The organism is Roseomonas elaeocarpi, assembly GCF_042433915.1.
Taxonomy (GTDB): domain Bacteria; phylum Pseudomonadota; class Alphaproteobacteria; order Acetobacterales; family Acetobacteraceae; genus Roseomonas; species Roseomonas elaeocarpi.
Genome location: NZ_JBHLUN010000007.1, coordinates 138,275 through 153,279, shown reverse-complemented (window position 1 = coordinate 153,279; position 15,005 = coordinate 138,275). Strand labels below are relative to the sequence as shown.

The 15,005-nt window shown below is 73.7% G+C and carries 12 protein-coding genes; 10 read left to right on the top strand and 2 right to left on the bottom strand.

Annotated elements, in window-relative coordinates:
- Nucleotides 1-43: 43 nt before the first annotated feature.
- From ACFFGY_RS10770 to ACFFGY_RS10725, 10 genes are all read left to right on the top strand, one after another.
- Nucleotides 44-1,549, top strand: coding sequence for a flagellar hook-length control protein FliK (locus tag ACFFGY_RS10770; RefSeq protein WP_377044492.1), 1,506 nt, complete (start codon nt 44-46; stop codon nt 1,547-1,549).
- 12 nt (nt 1,550-1,561) lie between these two features.
- Entirely contained in the window at nt 1,562-2,233 is a 672-nt protein-coding gene (locus tag ACFFGY_RS10765; protein WP_377044491.1) for a flagellar hook assembly protein FlgD, read from the top strand.
- A gap of 120 nt (nt 2,234-2,353) precedes the next feature.
- Nucleotides 2,354-4,012, top strand: a complete 1,659-nt coding sequence (gene fliF, locus ACFFGY_RS10760) for a flagellar basal-body MS-ring/collar protein FliF (RefSeq protein ID WP_377044490.1) — start codon at nt 2,354-2,356, stop codon at nt 4,010-4,012.
- A 5-nt stretch (nt 4,013-4,017) separates the two neighbouring features.
- Nucleotides 4,018-5,001: a flagellar motor switch protein FliG gene (gene fliG / locus ACFFGY_RS10755; RefSeq protein ID WP_377044614.1), complete on the top strand. Its 984-nt coding sequence runs from the start codon at nt 4,018-4,020 to the stop codon at nt 4,999-5,001.
- Between the two features lies 1 nt (nt 5,002).
- The gene (locus ACFFGY_RS10750) at nt 5,003-5,689 is read left to right on the top strand and encodes a FliH/SctL family protein (RefSeq protein ID WP_377044489.1); all 687 of its coding nucleotides are present in this window, start codon (nt 5,003-5,005) and stop codon (nt 5,687-5,689) included.
- Nucleotides 5,686-6,015 carry a flagellar motor switch protein FliN gene (fliN, locus tag ACFFGY_RS10745; protein WP_377044488.1) on the top strand — a complete coding sequence of 110 codons (330 nt, stop codon included), beginning with the start codon at nt 5,686-5,688 and terminating at the stop codon, nt 6,013-6,015. Before ACFFGY_RS10750 ends, fliN begins: the two co-directional genes overlap by 4 nt.
- Nucleotide 6,016: 1 nt before the next feature.
- The gene (locus ACFFGY_RS10740; protein ID WP_377044487.1) at nt 6,017-7,741 is read left to right on the top strand and encodes a sigma-54 dependent transcriptional regulator; all 1,725 of its coding nucleotides are present in this window, start codon (nt 6,017-6,019) and stop codon (nt 7,739-7,741) included.
- Nucleotides 7,742-7,757: 16 nt separating this feature from the next.
- Nucleotides 7,758-9,824 (top strand): flagellar biosynthesis protein FlhA, encoded by a 2,067-nt coding sequence (gene flhA, locus ACFFGY_RS10735; RefSeq protein ID WP_377044486.1) that lies wholly within the window; start codon nt 7,758-7,760, stop codon nt 9,822-9,824.
- A gap of 85 nt (nt 9,825-9,909) precedes the next feature.
- Nucleotides 9,910-10,848 carry a flagellar biosynthesis protein FlhF gene (locus tag ACFFGY_RS10730; protein ID WP_377044485.1) on the top strand — a complete coding sequence of 313 codons (939 nt, stop codon included), beginning with the start codon at nt 9,910-9,912 and terminating at the stop codon, nt 10,846-10,848.
- On the top strand, nt 10,845-11,621 hold the full coding sequence (locus tag ACFFGY_RS10725; RefSeq protein ID WP_377044484.1) for a nucleotide-binding protein: 777 nt from the start codon (nt 10,845-10,847) through the stop codon (nt 11,619-11,621). The genes ACFFGY_RS10730 and ACFFGY_RS10725 overlap by 4 nt, the downstream gene beginning before the upstream one ends.
- Nucleotides 11,622-11,969: 348 nt before the next feature.
- On the opposite strand, the gene ACFFGY_RS10720 is transcribed toward ACFFGY_RS10725, so the two are convergent.
- Both ACFFGY_RS10720 and ACFFGY_RS10715 read right to left on the bottom strand, forming a co-directional pair.
- The gene (locus tag ACFFGY_RS10720; RefSeq protein WP_377044613.1) at nt 11,970-13,238 is read right to left on the bottom strand and encodes a tetratricopeptide repeat protein; all 1,269 of its coding nucleotides are present in this window, start codon (nt 13,236-13,238) and stop codon (nt 11,970-11,972) included.
- 35 nt (nt 13,239-13,273) lie between these two features.
- Complete coding sequence (locus ACFFGY_RS10715) at nt 13,274-14,938, bottom strand: formate--tetrahydrofolate ligase (RefSeq protein WP_377044483.1); 1,665 nt, start codon at nt 14,936-14,938, stop codon at nt 13,274-13,276.
- Between the last annotated feature and the right edge of the window lie 67 nt (nt 14,939-15,005).

Below are 15,005 nucleotides of genomic sequence, written 5' to 3'. Positions count from 1 at the left end.
CAGGCCGCTTGCGGAGGGTGGGGCGACAACGAGGACCGCCCGCGTGCCAGACCCCATTGCCGCCGCAGCCACCGCCAGGACACCGCCCGCCGCCACCCCGGCCGCGGCGGCGGGATCGACGCCTGGATCAACCGGCGGGCGGGCGACGTCCTTCGCGAACCTGCTCGCCACGGCGCAGCGGCAGGGTGACGTCGCCGGCGGTGCCGAAGCACCCGCCCCCACCGCGCTGGCCCGGTCCGGAACGGCGGCGGAGCCCGCGCCCGGGCCGGATGCCGGCAGCGTGGCGCTGGCACCCGAGATCGCCGGGCAGGAGGAGTTTCAGCCCCCCGCGGCGACCGTGCCGCCGGACGCGGCGGCGCTGACGCCGGACGCGGCCGCGGGCACCGCGCCCGCGCTTCCCGCGGCCAAGGGCGGCCCCGCGACGGTCGGCGACGGGGAGGAGGACGGGTCGGAACAGGCGGCCGCCGTGGATCAGGCATCCTCGCCGACGGCGGAGGGGCCGGTGGGGCCGGCCACGGACATGCCCGCGCCGGTCCCGCTCGTGGCCGTGCCGGCGGGTGCACCAGCGGCCGCGCGGACGGGCACGGCGGCGGGCGTCGCAGGGGAAGCACCCTCCACCGCCGCGCCCGCCGCGGCGCGGCAGGCGCTGTCGGGGCGCGGGGCGGCTGCCGTGGCCGCCGGTGGGCGCGACGGCAAGGCGGAGGGCGCCGCCACGGCCGGCACCGGCGCCGCGCCAGGCAAGGCGGCCGGCTCGGTGGTGGAGGGAGCCGAGGCCGTCATGGCGCCCGTGACGGCCGCGCAGGCCGCGGCAGGCGACGGCGCGGCGGAGGACGGCGAGGCAGCGCCCGAGGCAAGCGCGGCGCAGGCCCCGGGGGAACCGTTCGCCTCCCCCGCGCGGTCAGGCGATCAGGCCGTCGCGGCCGCCACGCCGGAGCTTCGGGCCACCGTTCCCGCGAGTCACGCGGCGGCGGAAGCACCTGCCGCTGCCGCCCTGCCCGCCTCCGCGACCTCCACTGGTATGGCGCCCGCGACGCTGCCATTCGCCGTGCCCGCCGCCACGCCCGGTTTCGCGGCCGCCGCCCCGTTGGAGGCTCAGGCCGCCCCGGTCCGGACGGCGCCGCCGCCTAGCGCCGCCGCCCAGGTCTCCGGCGTGGCGATCGGCCTGTCCTTCGGCGCCAGCGGCGGATCCGGGGTGGAGGTGGTGCTGGAGCCGGCGGAACTCGGCCGGGTGCACATCACGATCCACCGGGAGGGCGAGCAGGCCAGCCTGCACCTGGCTGCGGAACGCCCGGAAACCCTGGCGCTGCTGCAGCGCGACAGCGGCGAGCTCAACCGCGCCCTGTCGGCGGCGGGCGTCGTGCCCGAGGGGGGGTTGAGCATGGATTTCAGCCTGTCGGGCGGCGGTGGCGGGGCCGCGGGCGAGGGCGGCGGGACGGGGCGTCAGAGCCCGCCCTGGCGCGGCGCTTCCGACCGCGGCGCGACCCCCGCCGCCGCCAACACCGACGCACCGCTGCGCAGCCTGCGCTCCCTCCTCGACATCGCCATCTGAAAGGCCACCGGCATGAGCACCGTTTCCTCCTCCACCAGCGCCTCCACCGCCACGCAGGTCTCGAACGCGGCAGCGTCGCAGAGCAGCCTGACCAGCTCCTACGACACCTTCCTGACGCTGCTGACGACGCAGCTGAAGAACCAGTCGCCCGACGACCCGATGGACACCAACCAGATGACGCAGCAGCTGGTGCAGTTCTCTTCGGTCGAGCAGCAGGTCTCGATGAACAAGAACCTGGAAACGCTGATCTCGCTGCAGCAGACCTCGCAGCTGACCTCGGCCGCGCCGATGCTGGGGCAGACGGTGGAGATCAGCAGCGACCAGCTGTCGCTGCAGAACGGCGCGGCGCAGATCAAGCTGCCGGCGGCCGGACAGGCGCAGAACGCCCACGTCACCGTGTCCAACAGCGTCGGCCGCACCCTGTACGAGGAGGACGTGGCCTTGGGCAGCAGCAGCCAGACCTGGAGCTGGAACGGCAAGAACAGCAGCGGCGTGCAGCAGTCCGACGGCACCTACACCGTGTCGGTGAGCGGCACCGATGCCAGCGGGCAGGCTGCCACGGTGGACTACAGCGTGCTGGCCAAGGCCACCGGGCTCGAGCGCGACGGCACCACGCTGAACCTGAAGTCCGGCAGCACCAGCTACGACTTCGCCGACGTGGTGTCGGTCAACAGCACCAACTGAGTGCCGCCGCGGTAAGCCGGCGTTAACCGCCACCCGGCAAAACTTGCCGCACCGGCCCCCTGGCCGGGCGGAGGCGGCGCCCATGGCGGCGAAAGCGTTGCGAGAGCGGGGGACCGGCGCGTGCTAGCGCCGCTGGTGGCGCAGCTTCGCGCGCTCGGTCCGCTGCGCCTGGGCGCGCTGGCCGGGGTGGCGCTGCTGCTGCTGGGGGGCATGGCCTTCCTGGCGCTGCGCGCCGGCACGCCGCCCATGGCGCTGCTTTATGCCGATCTCGACCCGCGCGACGCCGGCGCCGTGGTGCAGTCGCTGGACCGCCAGCGGGTGAGCTACCAGCTCAGCGCCGGCGGCAGCTCCATCCTGGTGCCCGAGGACATGGTGCCCAAGCTGCGCCTGGGCCTGGCGCGCGAAGGCCTGCCCTCGGGCGGCAGCGTGGGATGGGAGATCTTCGACCGGGGCGAAAGCCTGACCACCACGCCCTTCCAGCAGGACATCAACCGCGTCCGCGCTCTGGAAGGTGAGCTCGCCCGCACCATCCGCGGCCTGTCGGGCGTGCGCAACGCCCGCGTCCACCTAGTGCTGCCGCAGCGCCAGCCCTTTTCGCGCCAGACCGAGGAATCCCAGGCCAGCGTGGTGCTGACCATGGCGGGCGTGCAGCGCCTCGACCGCGAGGGCGTGCAGGCGGTGCTGAACCTGGTGGCCACGGCGGTGCCGGGCCTCAAGCCTTCCGCCATCTCGATCATCGATAGCCGGGGCGAGCTGCTGGCGCGCGGCGGCCAGGCGCTCACCGGTCCCGCCGCGGCCGCCACCCAGGACGAGCTGCGCCACGCACAGGAGCTCCGCCTGTCGCGCAGCGTCGAGGAGCTGCTGGAGCGCACGCTGGGCACCGGCCGGGTGCGCGCCGAGGCCACGGTGGAGCTGGACAGCGAGCGCGTGCAGACCACCGAGGAACGCTACGACCCCGACAACCAGGTCGCCCGTTCGCAGCAGAACACGCAGAACCAGAGCAAGACCAACGAGGCCGCGAACAACGTGTCGGTGGCCAACCAGCTGCCGGGTGCCAATGCGGCGGCCGAGGGCGGCGAGCGGTCGCAGGAAAACCGCTCGGAAGAAACCACCAACTACGAGATCGGCAAGATGGTGCGCTCGGCGCTGCGCGAAGGGCCGGTGCTCAAGCGCCTGTCGGTGGCGGTGCTGGTGGACGGCATCTACGAGCCGCAGGCGGAAGGGCCGCCGAAGTTCCGCGAGCGCACCCCTGAGGAGCTGGCACGCCTCACCGCCCTGGTGCGCAGCGCCGTCGGCTTCGACGAGAAGCGCGGCGACAAGGTGGAGGTCGTGTCGCTGCGCTTCGCGGCGCCCGAGGATGCGGGTGCTGCGCCGGCCGCCACCGGCCCCTTCGGCCTGCCGATCAGCGCGACGATGATGGGCCGCCTGGCGGAAAGCCTGCTCTACGCGCTGGTGGCACTGGCGGCGGTGATCCTGGTGGCGCGGCCGGTGGCGCGCAGCCTGACCGCCTCGCTGCAGCCGGCCCCGGCGCTGGCGGGTGCCGGTGCTGGTGCTGCCGCCCTGCCCGGCGGCGCGGCCACCGCGGCCCTGCCCGGGGTGCCCGAGATGTCGGCCCTGCCTGCCCCCGTGGACGGTGAGGAAATGCTGAACCTGGCCAAGATCGACGGGCAGATAAAATCCTCCTCGGTCGCCCGCATCACCGAGCTGGTGCAGAAGCACCCCGACCAGGCCCTGACCATCGTGCGTCGCTGGCTGACGCCGGAGGATGACGACGAATGAGTGGCATGACCGGGTCGCAGAAGGCGGCCGCGCTGATGCTGGCGCTGGGCGAGGAACGCGCGGGCGCGCTGCTTGCCCGCATGGCGGAGGACGAGATCCGCGACGTGTCGATCGCCATGGCACAGCTGGGCACCGTGCGCGCCGAGGCGGTGGAGGACGTGTGCCGCGAATTCGCCGAAAGCATCGGCTCCACCGGCAACCTCATCGGTTCCTACGAGACCACGGAGCGGATGCTGATGCGCACCCTGCCCCGCGACCGCGTGGCGCAGATCATGGAGGAGATCCGCGGCCCCGCCGGCCGCACCATGTGGGACAAGCTGGGCAACGTGAACGAGGCGGTGCTCGCGAACTTCCTGAAGAACGAGTACCCGCAGACGGTTGCCGTGGTGATGAGCAAGATCCGCGCCGACCACGCCGCCCGCGTGCTGGCGCTGCTGCCCGAAGGCTTCGCCATGGAAGTCGTCATGCGGATGCTGCGCATGGAGACCGTGCAGAAGGAGGCGCTGGAAGGCGTCGAGCGCACGCTCAAGGCCGAGTTCATGAGCAACCTCGCCCGATCCTCGCGCCGCGACGCGCACGAGCTGATGGCGGAAATCTTCAACAACCTCGACCGCTCGGCCGAGGGGCGAATCATGTCGGCGCTGGAAGAGCGCAACCGCGAAAGCGCCGAGCGCATCCGCTCGCTGATGTTCACCTTCGAGGATCTCCAGCGCCTCGACAGCGCCTCGGTGCAGGTGCTGCTGCGCGCGGTGGAAAAGGACAAGCTGGCGCTGTCGCTGAAGGGTGCCACGGACGCGGTGCAGAAGCTGTTCTTCGGCAACCTGTCGGAACGCGCGGCCAAGATGCTGCGCGACGACATCGCCAATCTCGGCCCCGTGCGGCTGCGCGACGTGGACGAGGCGCAGGCCGCCATCATCGCGCAGGCCAAGGACTTGGCGGCGCAGGGACAGATCCAGCTCGGCGACAACCAGGACGCGATGGTGGGCTGAGATGCCGTTCCAGCCCCTTTCGCTCGACCGCCTCGCGCGTCCCGCCGCAGCGGGCGCCGCCCCGCGCCGCACCCTGGATCTGCCGGATTTCGGCCTGCCGCAGGCGCCCACGGCCCCCGTCCCGCCGCCACCTCCCAGCGGCCCCACCCAGCGCGAGATCGACGCGCTGCTGGAGATCGCGCGCGACGCGGCGCTGGCCGAAGGACGCGCCGAGGGTGAGCGGCTGGGCCGCGAGGCCGCGGCACGGGAGCGCGAAGCGGTTCTCGACGAGGCGCTGCTCGGCGCGCTGCACCGGGTCGAGGAAGCGCGCGAGGCGCTGCGGCAGGAGGCCACCGCCCATGCCCGGTCGCTGGGCGGGCTGCTGCTGCGCCTCGTGGACGCGGCGATCCCCAGCAGCATCGGCGCGCAGGCCCCGGCGCTGCTGGAGCGGCTGCTGCAGGCGCTGGGACCGCTGGAGGACGCACCGCCCGACGCGGTGCTGCGCGTGCCGCCCGACCTCCTGGAACACGCCCGCGCTCGGCTGGAGGGGCGGCCGCTGCCGGTGGAGGCCGACCCGGCGCTCGCCCCCGGCGATGCCCGCATCGCCTGGCGCGGCGGCAGCATCGCCATGCTGCTCGAGGACCGCCGCGCCAGCATCCGCGAGGTCTTGCTCTCGCTCAACCTGATCCCTGAGGAGGCGCCCGCATGAGCGCGCAGTTCGAACCCCTGACGGCCTCCGACACGCCCGAGCGTGGAAGCGGTGGAGCGACCGTGTCCCCCAGTGCCGTGGCGGGGCTGGACGCCGTGTACGACATTCCCGTTCACGTCACCGCGGTGCTCGGCCGCGCCACCATGCAGGTGAGCCAGCTGCTCAAGCTCGGCCGCGGCGCTGTGGTGGAGCTCGACCGAAAGCTGGGCGAGGCGGTGGACATCTACGTCAACAACCGCCTGGTCGCGCGCGGCGAGGTGGTGATGGTGGACGACAACCGCCTCGGCGTGACCATGACGGAAATCGTCAAGACGGACCGCGCCTGAGATGCCGCGCGTCCTGATCATCGGCAGCCTGGAAGCGGAGCTCGGCCAGGCGGCGCGCATCGCCCAGGCACGGGGCGCGAAGCTGGCACAGGCCGGTGGAATTTCGGCCGGAATCGCGCATGCGCGGGCACAGGGCTGCGACCTCGTGCTTTGTGATGTTCTGCACGATGTGGCCTGGCTGGTGCAGTCGCTGGAAAACGAGCGCATCCACTGCCCCGTGGTCGCCTGCGGGCGGCCCACCGACGCGGCGGCGGCCGTGCGCGCGATCCAGGCGGGGGCGAAGGAGTTCCTGCCGCTCCCCTCCGACCCGGACCTGATCGTGGCGCTGCTGCAGGCGGTGGCGGAGGACGGCAACGCGCCGGTGTTCCGCGACCCAGCCATGGCGGCGATCCTGGCACGGGCGGAGACGGTGGCGCGCGCCGAGGCCAGCGTGCTGATCACGGGCGAGAGCGGCACCGGCAAGGAAGTCCTGGCGCGCCATATCCACGCGCATTCCAGGCGGGCCAACGGCCCCTTCGTGGCGCTGAACTGCGCGGCGCTGCCCGAGACGCTGCTGGAGTCCGAGCTGTTTGGCCACGAGAAGGGCGCCTTTTCCGGCGCGGTGGCGGCACGGCGCGGCAAGTTCGAGCAGGCCGAGGGCGGCACGCTGCTGCTCGACGAGATCGGCGAGATGGACATCCGCCTCCAGGCCAAGATCCTGCGCGTCCTGCAGGAGCGCGAGGTGGACCGCCTGGGCGGCACCGCGCCGGTAAAGGTGGACGTGCGCATCCTGGCCGCCACCAACCGTGACCTGGCCGCCGAGGTGCGGGCGGGGCGCTTCCGCGAGGACCTCTTGTTCCGCCTGCGCGTGGTGGCGCTGCGCATCCCGCCGCTGCGCGAGCGCCCGGCCGATATCCTGCCGATCGCCGAGCACTACGCCGCGCGCTACGCCGAGGCCAATGGCTTCGAGCGCCGCGCCTTCTCGGCGGAAGCCAAGGCGATGCTGCTGCGCCACCCCTGGCCGGGCAACGTGCGCGAGTTGGAGAACGCCGTGCACCGCGCGGTGCTGCTGGCCGGCGGTGACCGGATCGAGGCCGAGGCGATCGAGCTGGACCCGCCGGAGGCGCCGCGCGGCCAGGACGGCGTCGTGGCGGGGCCCGCCGCCGGGTCCGCTATGCGGCCGCTGGTCGGCGCGGATTTCCCCTCACCAGCCGTGGCGCCCACCGCCGCCCCCCACGGTGCCGCCGCACCGGCGCCAGGCTTCGCGCCGGGCGCGGAGGATGAGCTCGCCGCGGCCTGGCCCGGCCTCGCCACCGGTGTCTCCACGGGCGCTCACGGGGGTGCTCCCAGGGGCAATCCCCACGGCGGCTCCATCGGCAGTCCTGCCGGCAGTCCCGGCGCCCTCCCTGCCGGCAATCTCTTCGGCAGTTCCGCTCATGCTCCCGCCGCCGTGGCCGCGCCCTTCGCCGCCTATGCCGCCGCCTCTCCCTTCACCGCCTACGCGCCGCCAGCGCCCCCGGCCGCACCGGCCTCCGGCGTCGCCGCGCTGGTGGGGCGCCGGATGGAGGATGTGGAGCGCGCGCTGATCCTGGAAACGCTGGGCCATTGCCTGGGCAACCGGACCCGCGCGGCGGAGATCCTGGGCATCTCGATCCGCACGCTGCGCAACAAGCTGCACGAGTACCGCGCGGCCGGGGCGGAGGTGCCGGCGGTGGCCGGGCAGGTTCCGTTCGCGGCCCTGGGCTGAAGGGCGCTACTGAGCCATGGAGGGGATCGCGGGGAAGCTGAAGTCGCTGCGCATCGGCAGCGACGTCGGCCTGGCGCTGGCGGTGGTGGCGCTGATCGCGGTGATGATGGTGCCGCTGCCCTCGATCCTGCTGGACCTGGGGCTGGCGATCTCGATCACGCTGTCGGTGCTGGTGCTGATGACGGCGCTGTTCCTGCAGCGGCCGCTCGACTTCACCTCCTTTCCGACGCTGCTGCTGCTGACCACCATGCTGCGCCTGGCGCTCAACGTCGCCACCACGCGATCCATCCTGACGCACGGGCACGAGGGGCATACGGCCGCGGGCGCGGTGGTGTCGGCCTTCGGCACCTTCCTGATGGGCGGCGACGTGCTGATCGGCATGATCGTCTTCGCGATCCTGTTGATCGTGAACTTCATGGTGGTCACCAAGGGCTCGGGCCGCATCGCCGAGGTCGCGGCGCGCTTCTCGCTCGACGCCATGCCGGGCAAGCAGATGGCGATCGACGCCGACCTGTCGGCCGGCATCATCGACGAAACGGTGGCCAAGCAGCGCCGCAAGGACCTGGAGGCCGAGAGCGGCTTCTACGGCGCCATGGACGGTGCCGCGAAGTTCGTGCGCGGCGACGCCATCGCGGGGCTGATCGTCACGGGCATCAACCTCTTGGGCGGCATCGCCATCGGCGTGGGGCGGCAGGGGCTGGCCTTCGCGGAGGCCACCACGACCTATTCCGTGCTGACGGTGGGCGATGGCCTCGTCAGCCAGATCCCGGCGCTGCTGGTGTCGGTGGCCGCCGGCATCGTGGTCACCAAGGGCAACACCGAAGGCACGGCCGACAAGGCGCTGGTGGGGCAGCTCGCCATGGGGGTGAAGCCGCTGGCGCTGGTGGCCGGCGCCACGGTGGCCATCGGGCTGCTGCCCGGCATCCCCGTGCTGCCCTTCTTCGCGCTGGGCGGCGGTGCCGGCTGGCTCGCCTGGAAGCGCCGGCAGGCCGAGGCGAAGGCCGCCCTGGCCGCGGCGGCCGCACCCGCCGTGTCGGCGGTGGCGGCCGAGGCGCCGGTCAGCGAAACGCTGCGCATCGACACGCTGCGGCTGGAGCTGGGCTACGGCTTGCTGCCGCTGGCGGCCGGCGAAGGGCCGCGCCTGACCGAGCAGATCCGCAACCTCCGCAAGACCGTCGCGGCCGAGATGGGCTTCGTGCTGCCCTCGGTCAGGTTGCAGGACAACCTCGAGCTGCCGGCCGACCACTACGTCATCCGCGTCAAGGAGATCGAGGCCGGGCGCGGGCAGCTGCGCCCGCCGCACCACCTGGCGATCGACCCGTCCGGGGGCCTGCCCGACCTGCCGGGCGAGGCCTGCCAGGAGCCCACCTTCAACCTGCCCGCCCGCTGGATCGAGGAAGCGAACCGCGAGCGCGCGCTGGCCATGGGCTGCACCGTGGTGGACGCCGCCGGCGTGCTGGCGACGCACCTGACGGAGCTGGTACGCGAGCACATGGCCGAGATGCTGAGCCATGCCGAAACGCAGAAGCTGCTGGACGACCTGCCGCGCGAGCACGCCAAGCTGGTGGCCGACCTGATCCCGGCCCAGGTCTCGATCGGCACGGTGCAGCGCGTGCTGCAGGCGCTGCTGACCGAGCGCGTGTCGATCCGCGACCTGCCCACCATCCTCGAAGGCATGCAGGAGGCGATCGCGGCGGGGCAACGCTCCATCCCGGCGATGACGGCGGTGGTGCGCGCGCGGCTGGCGCGGCAGATCAGCGACGCCGCGCGCGGGCCCGCCGGCTACGTGCCAATGATCGCCCTGTCCGCCGAATGGGAGCAGGCCTTCGCCGAGGCGCTGGTCGGACCCGGCGAGGACCGGCAGCTCGCCATGGCGCCGACGCGGTTGCAGGACTTCATGCTGCGGGTGCGCGATACCTTCGACAAGGCGGCGGCCGCTGGGGAAACGCCGGTGCTGGTGTGTTCCGGCACGGTGCGCCAGCACGTGCGCGCCATCGTGGAACGCTTCCGCCCCGCCACCACGGTGCTGTCGCAGGCCGAGATCCACCCGCGCGCGCGCATCCGCACGGTGGGCGCGATCTGATGGCGGTCCCGGCGCAACCGCACCCCCTTCCGCCCGGCCCCGGCCGTTCACGCATCGGCAACCCGAATCCCCGTAACCCCGGCGCATGAGGCTTCGCGTCTTTCACGCGGCCAACATGGCCGAGGCGATGCGGCTGGTCCGCGCCGAGCTGGGCGACGACGCCGTGATCCTGTCCAGCCGCGCCGTGGGCAGCGGGGTCGAGGTCACGGCCGGGCTGGACGCCGGCGACGAGCCGATGCTGATCCCGCCCGACCCCCACGCCGCCGGGATCGCGGCGCTGGCGGGCGCGCCCGCGCTGCGGCACGGGCCGCACCCGGCGCTGATGCGCCACAACCTGCCGGCCGCGCTGCTGAACCGCCTCCACGGATCGCTGCCGGAAGCCTTGGCCGCGACGATCCCCTTCGCGCCGCTGCCCGATGCGGGCGGACGCGTGCTGGCGCTGATCGGCCCGCCCGGCGCCGGCAAGACGCTGACCTGCGCCAAGCTGGCGACGCGGCTGGTGCTGAGCGGCCGCGCGCCCAGCGTGGTCACCGCCGATGCCGCGCGCGCGGGTGCGGCGGAACAGCTGGCGGCCTTTACCCGCGTGCTGGGCGTGACGCTCGCCGTGGCGGCCAACCCGGCGCAGGTGGCGCGCGCGCTGAGCCGTCGCGAGGCCGGGCAGCCCGCCATCCTCGACACCGCCGGCTGTGACCCCTTCGACCGCGCACAGGTGGAGGCGCTGCTGCTGACCCTGCGCGCAGCCGAGGCCGTACCGGTGCTGGTACTGCCGGCCGGCCTCGACGTGAGCGAGGCCACGGAGCTCGCCCGTGCCTACGCCGCGCTGGGCGCGCGGGCGATGATCCCGACGCGGCTGGATCAGGCCCGGCGCCTGGGCTCGGTGCTGGCCGCGGCCGAGGCCGGGCCGCTGGCGCTGTGCGAGGCGGGGATCGGCCCGGGGGCGGCCGACGGGCTGATCCCGCTCACCCCCGACTGGCTGGCCGCGCGGCTCTGCCCCCCTGAACCTGCCAAGGATGTTGCCGCATGAGCGCCGCGCTCCACCCCGACGCCGTGCCGCCCGCCTCCCGCCGCGGCCGTCTGCTCGGCATCGCCTCCGGCAAGGGAGGCGTGGGCAAGACCTGGTTCGCGGTGACGCTGGCGCAGGCGCTGGCGCGGCGCGGGCGGCGGGTGCTGCTGGCCGATGGTGACCTCGGGCTGGCCAACGTGGACGTGCAGATCGGCCTCAACCCCACGGTCACGCTGGATGCCGGGCTGATGGCGCGCCGCCCCTTGGGCGAGCTGGCGCAGGCGCACGCGGCGGGGTTCCACGTGCTGCCCGGCCGCTCGGGCTCCGGCGCCATGGCGGGGGCGGCCGCCGCCTGGGGGGACCTGCTGATCGACCTGCTGGGCGGGGCGCGGGGGGAATGGGACGACCTGCTGCTCGACATCGGCGCGGGGCTCGATCCCGCGGCGCGGCGCATGGCCGCGGCCTGCGACCTGCTGCTGGTGGTGGCCACCGACGAGCCGACCAGCCTGACCGATGCCTATGCGGTGCTGAAGCTCCATGGCCGCGACGCACCGGGGCGGGATGCGCGCATCGTGGTCAACATGGCGGCCGACGGGGTGGAGGGCTTGCGGACCCATGCCACGCTGGCGCGGGCCTGCACCAACTTCCTCGGCCGCACGGTGCCGCTGGCGGGGGTGGTGCGGCGGGACCCGAAGGTGCGCGACGCCATCCGCCACCAAGTGCCGCTGCTGACGCGCCACCCGACGAGCACGGCGGCGCAGGACGTGGAGGCCGTGGCGCGCGGGTTGGGGTGAAGGTCGGGTTTCGTTTCCGGTTTGGGAGGTTCCCGTGTGGCGCCCCGGGGAAGGGGAGAAGGAATTCTCCCCCTCCCCGGACCCCTCCCTCTCATCTTTTTTCGGGACGCTGCCGCAAGAGCGTGGCGAACGTCGTGCGCTCCGGCTCATGGAGCCGGAGCGAGGAACCGTTCAGCCAGGACTGACAGCAAATTCTAATTCTTTTGAGCAGCGACAGCGGCAATCGTACCGCGAGGGCTTTCAACGTTCCTGCGGCAGCGTCCCGGAAAAAGATGAGTGGGGGTCCGGGGGAGAGAATTCCTTCTCTCCCCTGGGACGGTGCAACGCCGCACCACCGCGCCCCAGTAATCAGCGGCGCGCCACCAGGATCAGCCCGGCGACGTCGCGTCCCTTTTCCTGCCGCAGCACCGTGTCCTCGCGGAGGAGGAGCTGGAATCCCGCGCTGGCCAGCAGCGCCAGCGCCTGCGTGGGGTGATGGCGGAAGCGCATCCCCTCGCCCAGCGCGTAGGGCGCCTCCTCGCCCACTTCCAGGCTGAAGGCCGCGACGCCGCCAGGTTGCAGGGCGGTGGCCATGCCGCGAAAGGCCGTCGTCAGATCGCCCAGGTAGTTCAGCACGTCCACCGCCGCCACGATCGTGAAGGCCCCCGGATGCGCCGGTAGGAAGCCGAGCAGGTCGGCCTCGTGCAACGCGTCGTAGTGCCCGGCGCGCGCGGCCTCGCGCAGCATTCCGGGCGACAGGTCCAGCCCTTCCAGCCGCGCCGCGAAGGGACGGAGCGCCGCGCCCGACAGGCCGGTGCCGCAGCCGAGGTCCAGCACCGTCGCGGCGCCCTCCGCCGCGATGCCGGCCGCGCGCAGCGCCGCCGCCAGGGCCTCGGGCGTGCGATAGTTCAGCGTGCCCTGCAGGTGCGCGTCGAAGCGCGGGGCGTAGCGGTCGAACAGCTCGCGCACGTAGCTGGCGGGGGCGCGGTCGGGCGCGGCCTCGGTCCCCAGCGCGGCAAGGAGGAAACGCGCCTGCGCCGCAACGGCGTCGGGGGCGCCCGCCAGCGCGGCGCGGGCGGCCGCGGCGGCGCCTGCGGCGTCGCCCGCCTCGCGCAGACCGTAAGCCAGGGCGAGGTGGTTCTCGGGCTCGGGCATCAGCGAGGCGGCGGTGCGCAGCGGCGAAACCGCGGAGGCCGCATCGCCCAGCACCAGCAGCGCCTGCCCGAGGTTGCGCTGCGACAGCGCGTCCGCCGGGCGCAAGGCCACGGCGCGGCGCAGCACCGGCACGGCGCGCTCCGCCTGGCCCGCCTCGGCCAGGGCGCCGCCATGGGCCGCGAGGAAGACGGGGGAATCAGGGCGGGTTTGCAGCGCCTCGCCGGTCAGGCGCACGGCCTCCGCCAGGTCGCCGCGCTGGCGGGCCGCCACGCCCAGCAGGTTCAGCGCGTTGGGGTCGCCGGGGGAAAGGCGAAGCGCCCGGCGGTACAGCGCCTCCGCAGCCGCGAGGTCACCGGCATTGTGTCGCGCCAGGCCCTGCGCCAGCAACGCCCGCGCCTGCTCCGCCTTGGTCAGCGCCACCCCCGCCGGGGCAGCCCGCGCCGGAGCAGCTCCTTTTGGGACAGCCCCCGTCGGGACATCCAGGCCTGCTGCGAGCCGGTCCGGGACAGCCGCCCCATTCAGAACAGCCCCTCGATATTGCCCTCGGCGTCGAGGTGGATGCGCTCGGCGGCGGGCGAGCGCGGCAGGCCCGGCATGGTCATCACGTCGCCGCAGATCGCCACCACGAAGCCGGCACCGGCACTCAGCCGCACCTCGCGCACCGGCAGCACGTGGCCGGTGGGCGCGCCCAGCAGCGCCGGGTCGGCCGAGAAGGAATACTGCGTCTTGGCGATACAGACCGGCACGCGGCCGAAGCCCGCTTCCTCGAAGCGCCGCAGCCGGGCGGAGACCGAGGGCGGGAAGGACACGGCCGAGGCACGGTAGATCTCGCGCGCCACGGTGCGGATCTTGTCTTCCAGCGACAGCTCGTCGCCGTAGATCGGCGCGAAGCGGGCGGTGCCTCCCTCGATCAGCGCCGAGACGGCGCGGGCGAGGTCGGCCGCCCCCGCCGCGCCGTCGGCCCAGTGGGTGCAGAGCACGGTCTCGACGCCCAGCGGCGCCAGTGCCTCGCGCACCGCCGCGACCTCCGCCTCGGTGTCGGAGGTGAAGTGGTTCAGCGCCACCACCACCGGCAGGCCGAAGCGGCGCATGTTCTCGACGTGGCGCACCACGTTGGGGATGCCGCGGCGCAGGGCGGCCACGTCCTCGCGGTCGAGGTCCTTGCGGCCCACGCCGCCGTTGAGCTTGAGCGCGCGCACGGTGGCCACCACCACGCAGGCGGCGGGGCTGAGGCCGGCGACCCGGCACTTGATGTCGCAGAACTTCTCGGCACCCAGGTCGGCGCCGAAGCCCGCCTCCGTCACCACCACGTCGGCGAGACGCAGGCCCAGCGTGGTGGCGGCCACGGAATTGCAGCCGTGCGCGATGTTGGCGAAGGGCCCGCCGTGGACCAGCGCGGGCGAGCCTTCCAGCGTCTGCACGAGGTTGGGCGACATCGCGTCGCGCAGCAGCGCCGCCATGGCGCCGTCGGCCTTGAGGTCGGCCGCCGTCACCGCCGATCCGTCGCGGCGGTGGCCCACGATGATGCGGCCCAGCCGCGCCTGCAGGTCCGCGAGGTCGCGGGCAAGGCAGAGGATCGCCATCACCTCGCTCGCCACGGTGATGTCGAAGCCGTCCTCGCGCGGGATGCCGTTGCCGGTGCCGCCCAGCCCCGCCACCACGTCACGCAGGGTGCGGTCGTTCATGTCCATCGCCCGCCGCCAGGTGATGCGGCGCGGGTCGAGGCCGAGCTCGTTGCCCCAGTGCAGGTGGTTGTCCAGCATCGCGGACAGGAGGTTGTTGGCCGAGGTGATGGCGTGGAAGTCGCCGGTGAAGTGGAGGTTGATCTCCTCCATCGGCGCGACCTGCGCCCGCCCGCCGCCGGTGGCGCCGCCCTTCACGCCGAAGCAGGGGCCGAGCGAGGGCTCGCGCAGGCAGATCATCGTCCGGGTGCCCAGGCTGTTCAGCGCGTCGCCCAGGCCGACGGTGGTGGTGGTCTTGCCCTCGCCCGCGGCGGTCGGGTTGATGCCGGTGACCAGCACCAGCGCGCCCCGCCGGCCGGTGTCGGGGATGCGCGCGGGGTCGAGCTTGGCCTTGAAGCGGCCATAGGGCTCGACCGCCTCGGCCGGGATGCCCGCGCGCGCGGCGATGTCGGCGATCGGTTGCAGGGTGGCGGCACGGGCGATGGCGAGGTCGGTGGACATGCGGCGCGCGGGCTCCCCGAAAAATTCTCCTCGCGGTTACGACGCGGGGGCGCGGCGGGCAAGGCGG

Excerpts from the sequence above, each read along its gene's own strand:
- ACFFGY_RS10765 (WP_377044491.1), top strand. The coding sequence starts at position 1,562 with ATGAGCACCGTTTCCTCCTCCACCAGCGCCTCCACCGCCACGCAGGTC.
- fliG (WP_377044614.1), top strand. The coding sequence starts at position 4,018 with ATGACCGGGTCGCAGAAGGCGGCCGCGCTGATGCTGGCGCTGGGCGAG.
- ACFFGY_RS10750 (WP_377044489.1), top strand. The coding sequence starts at position 5,003 with ATGCCGTTCCAGCCCCTTTCGCTCGACCGCCTCGCGCGTCCCGCCGCA.
- fliN (WP_377044488.1), top strand. The coding sequence starts at position 5,686 with ATGAGCGCGCAGTTCGAACCCCTGACGGCCTCCGACACGCCCGAGCGT.
- ACFFGY_RS10740 (WP_377044487.1), top strand. The coding sequence starts at position 6,017 with ATGCCGCGCGTCCTGATCATCGGCAGCCTGGAAGCGGAGCTCGGCCAG.
- flhA (WP_377044486.1), top strand. The coding sequence starts at position 7,758 with ATGGAGGGGATCGCGGGGAAGCTGAAGTCGCTGCGCATCGGCAGCGAC.
- ACFFGY_RS10730 (WP_377044485.1), top strand. The coding sequence starts at position 9,910 with ATGAGGCTTCGCGTCTTTCACGCGGCCAACATGGCCGAGGCGATGCGG.
- ACFFGY_RS10725 (WP_377044484.1), top strand. The coding sequence starts at position 10,845 with ATGAGCGCCGCGCTCCACCCCGACGCCGTGCCGCCCGCCTCCCGCCGC.
- ACFFGY_RS10715 (WP_377044483.1), bottom strand. The coding sequence starts at position 14,938 with ATGTCCACCGACCTCGCCATCGCCCGTGCCGCCACCCTGCAACCGATC.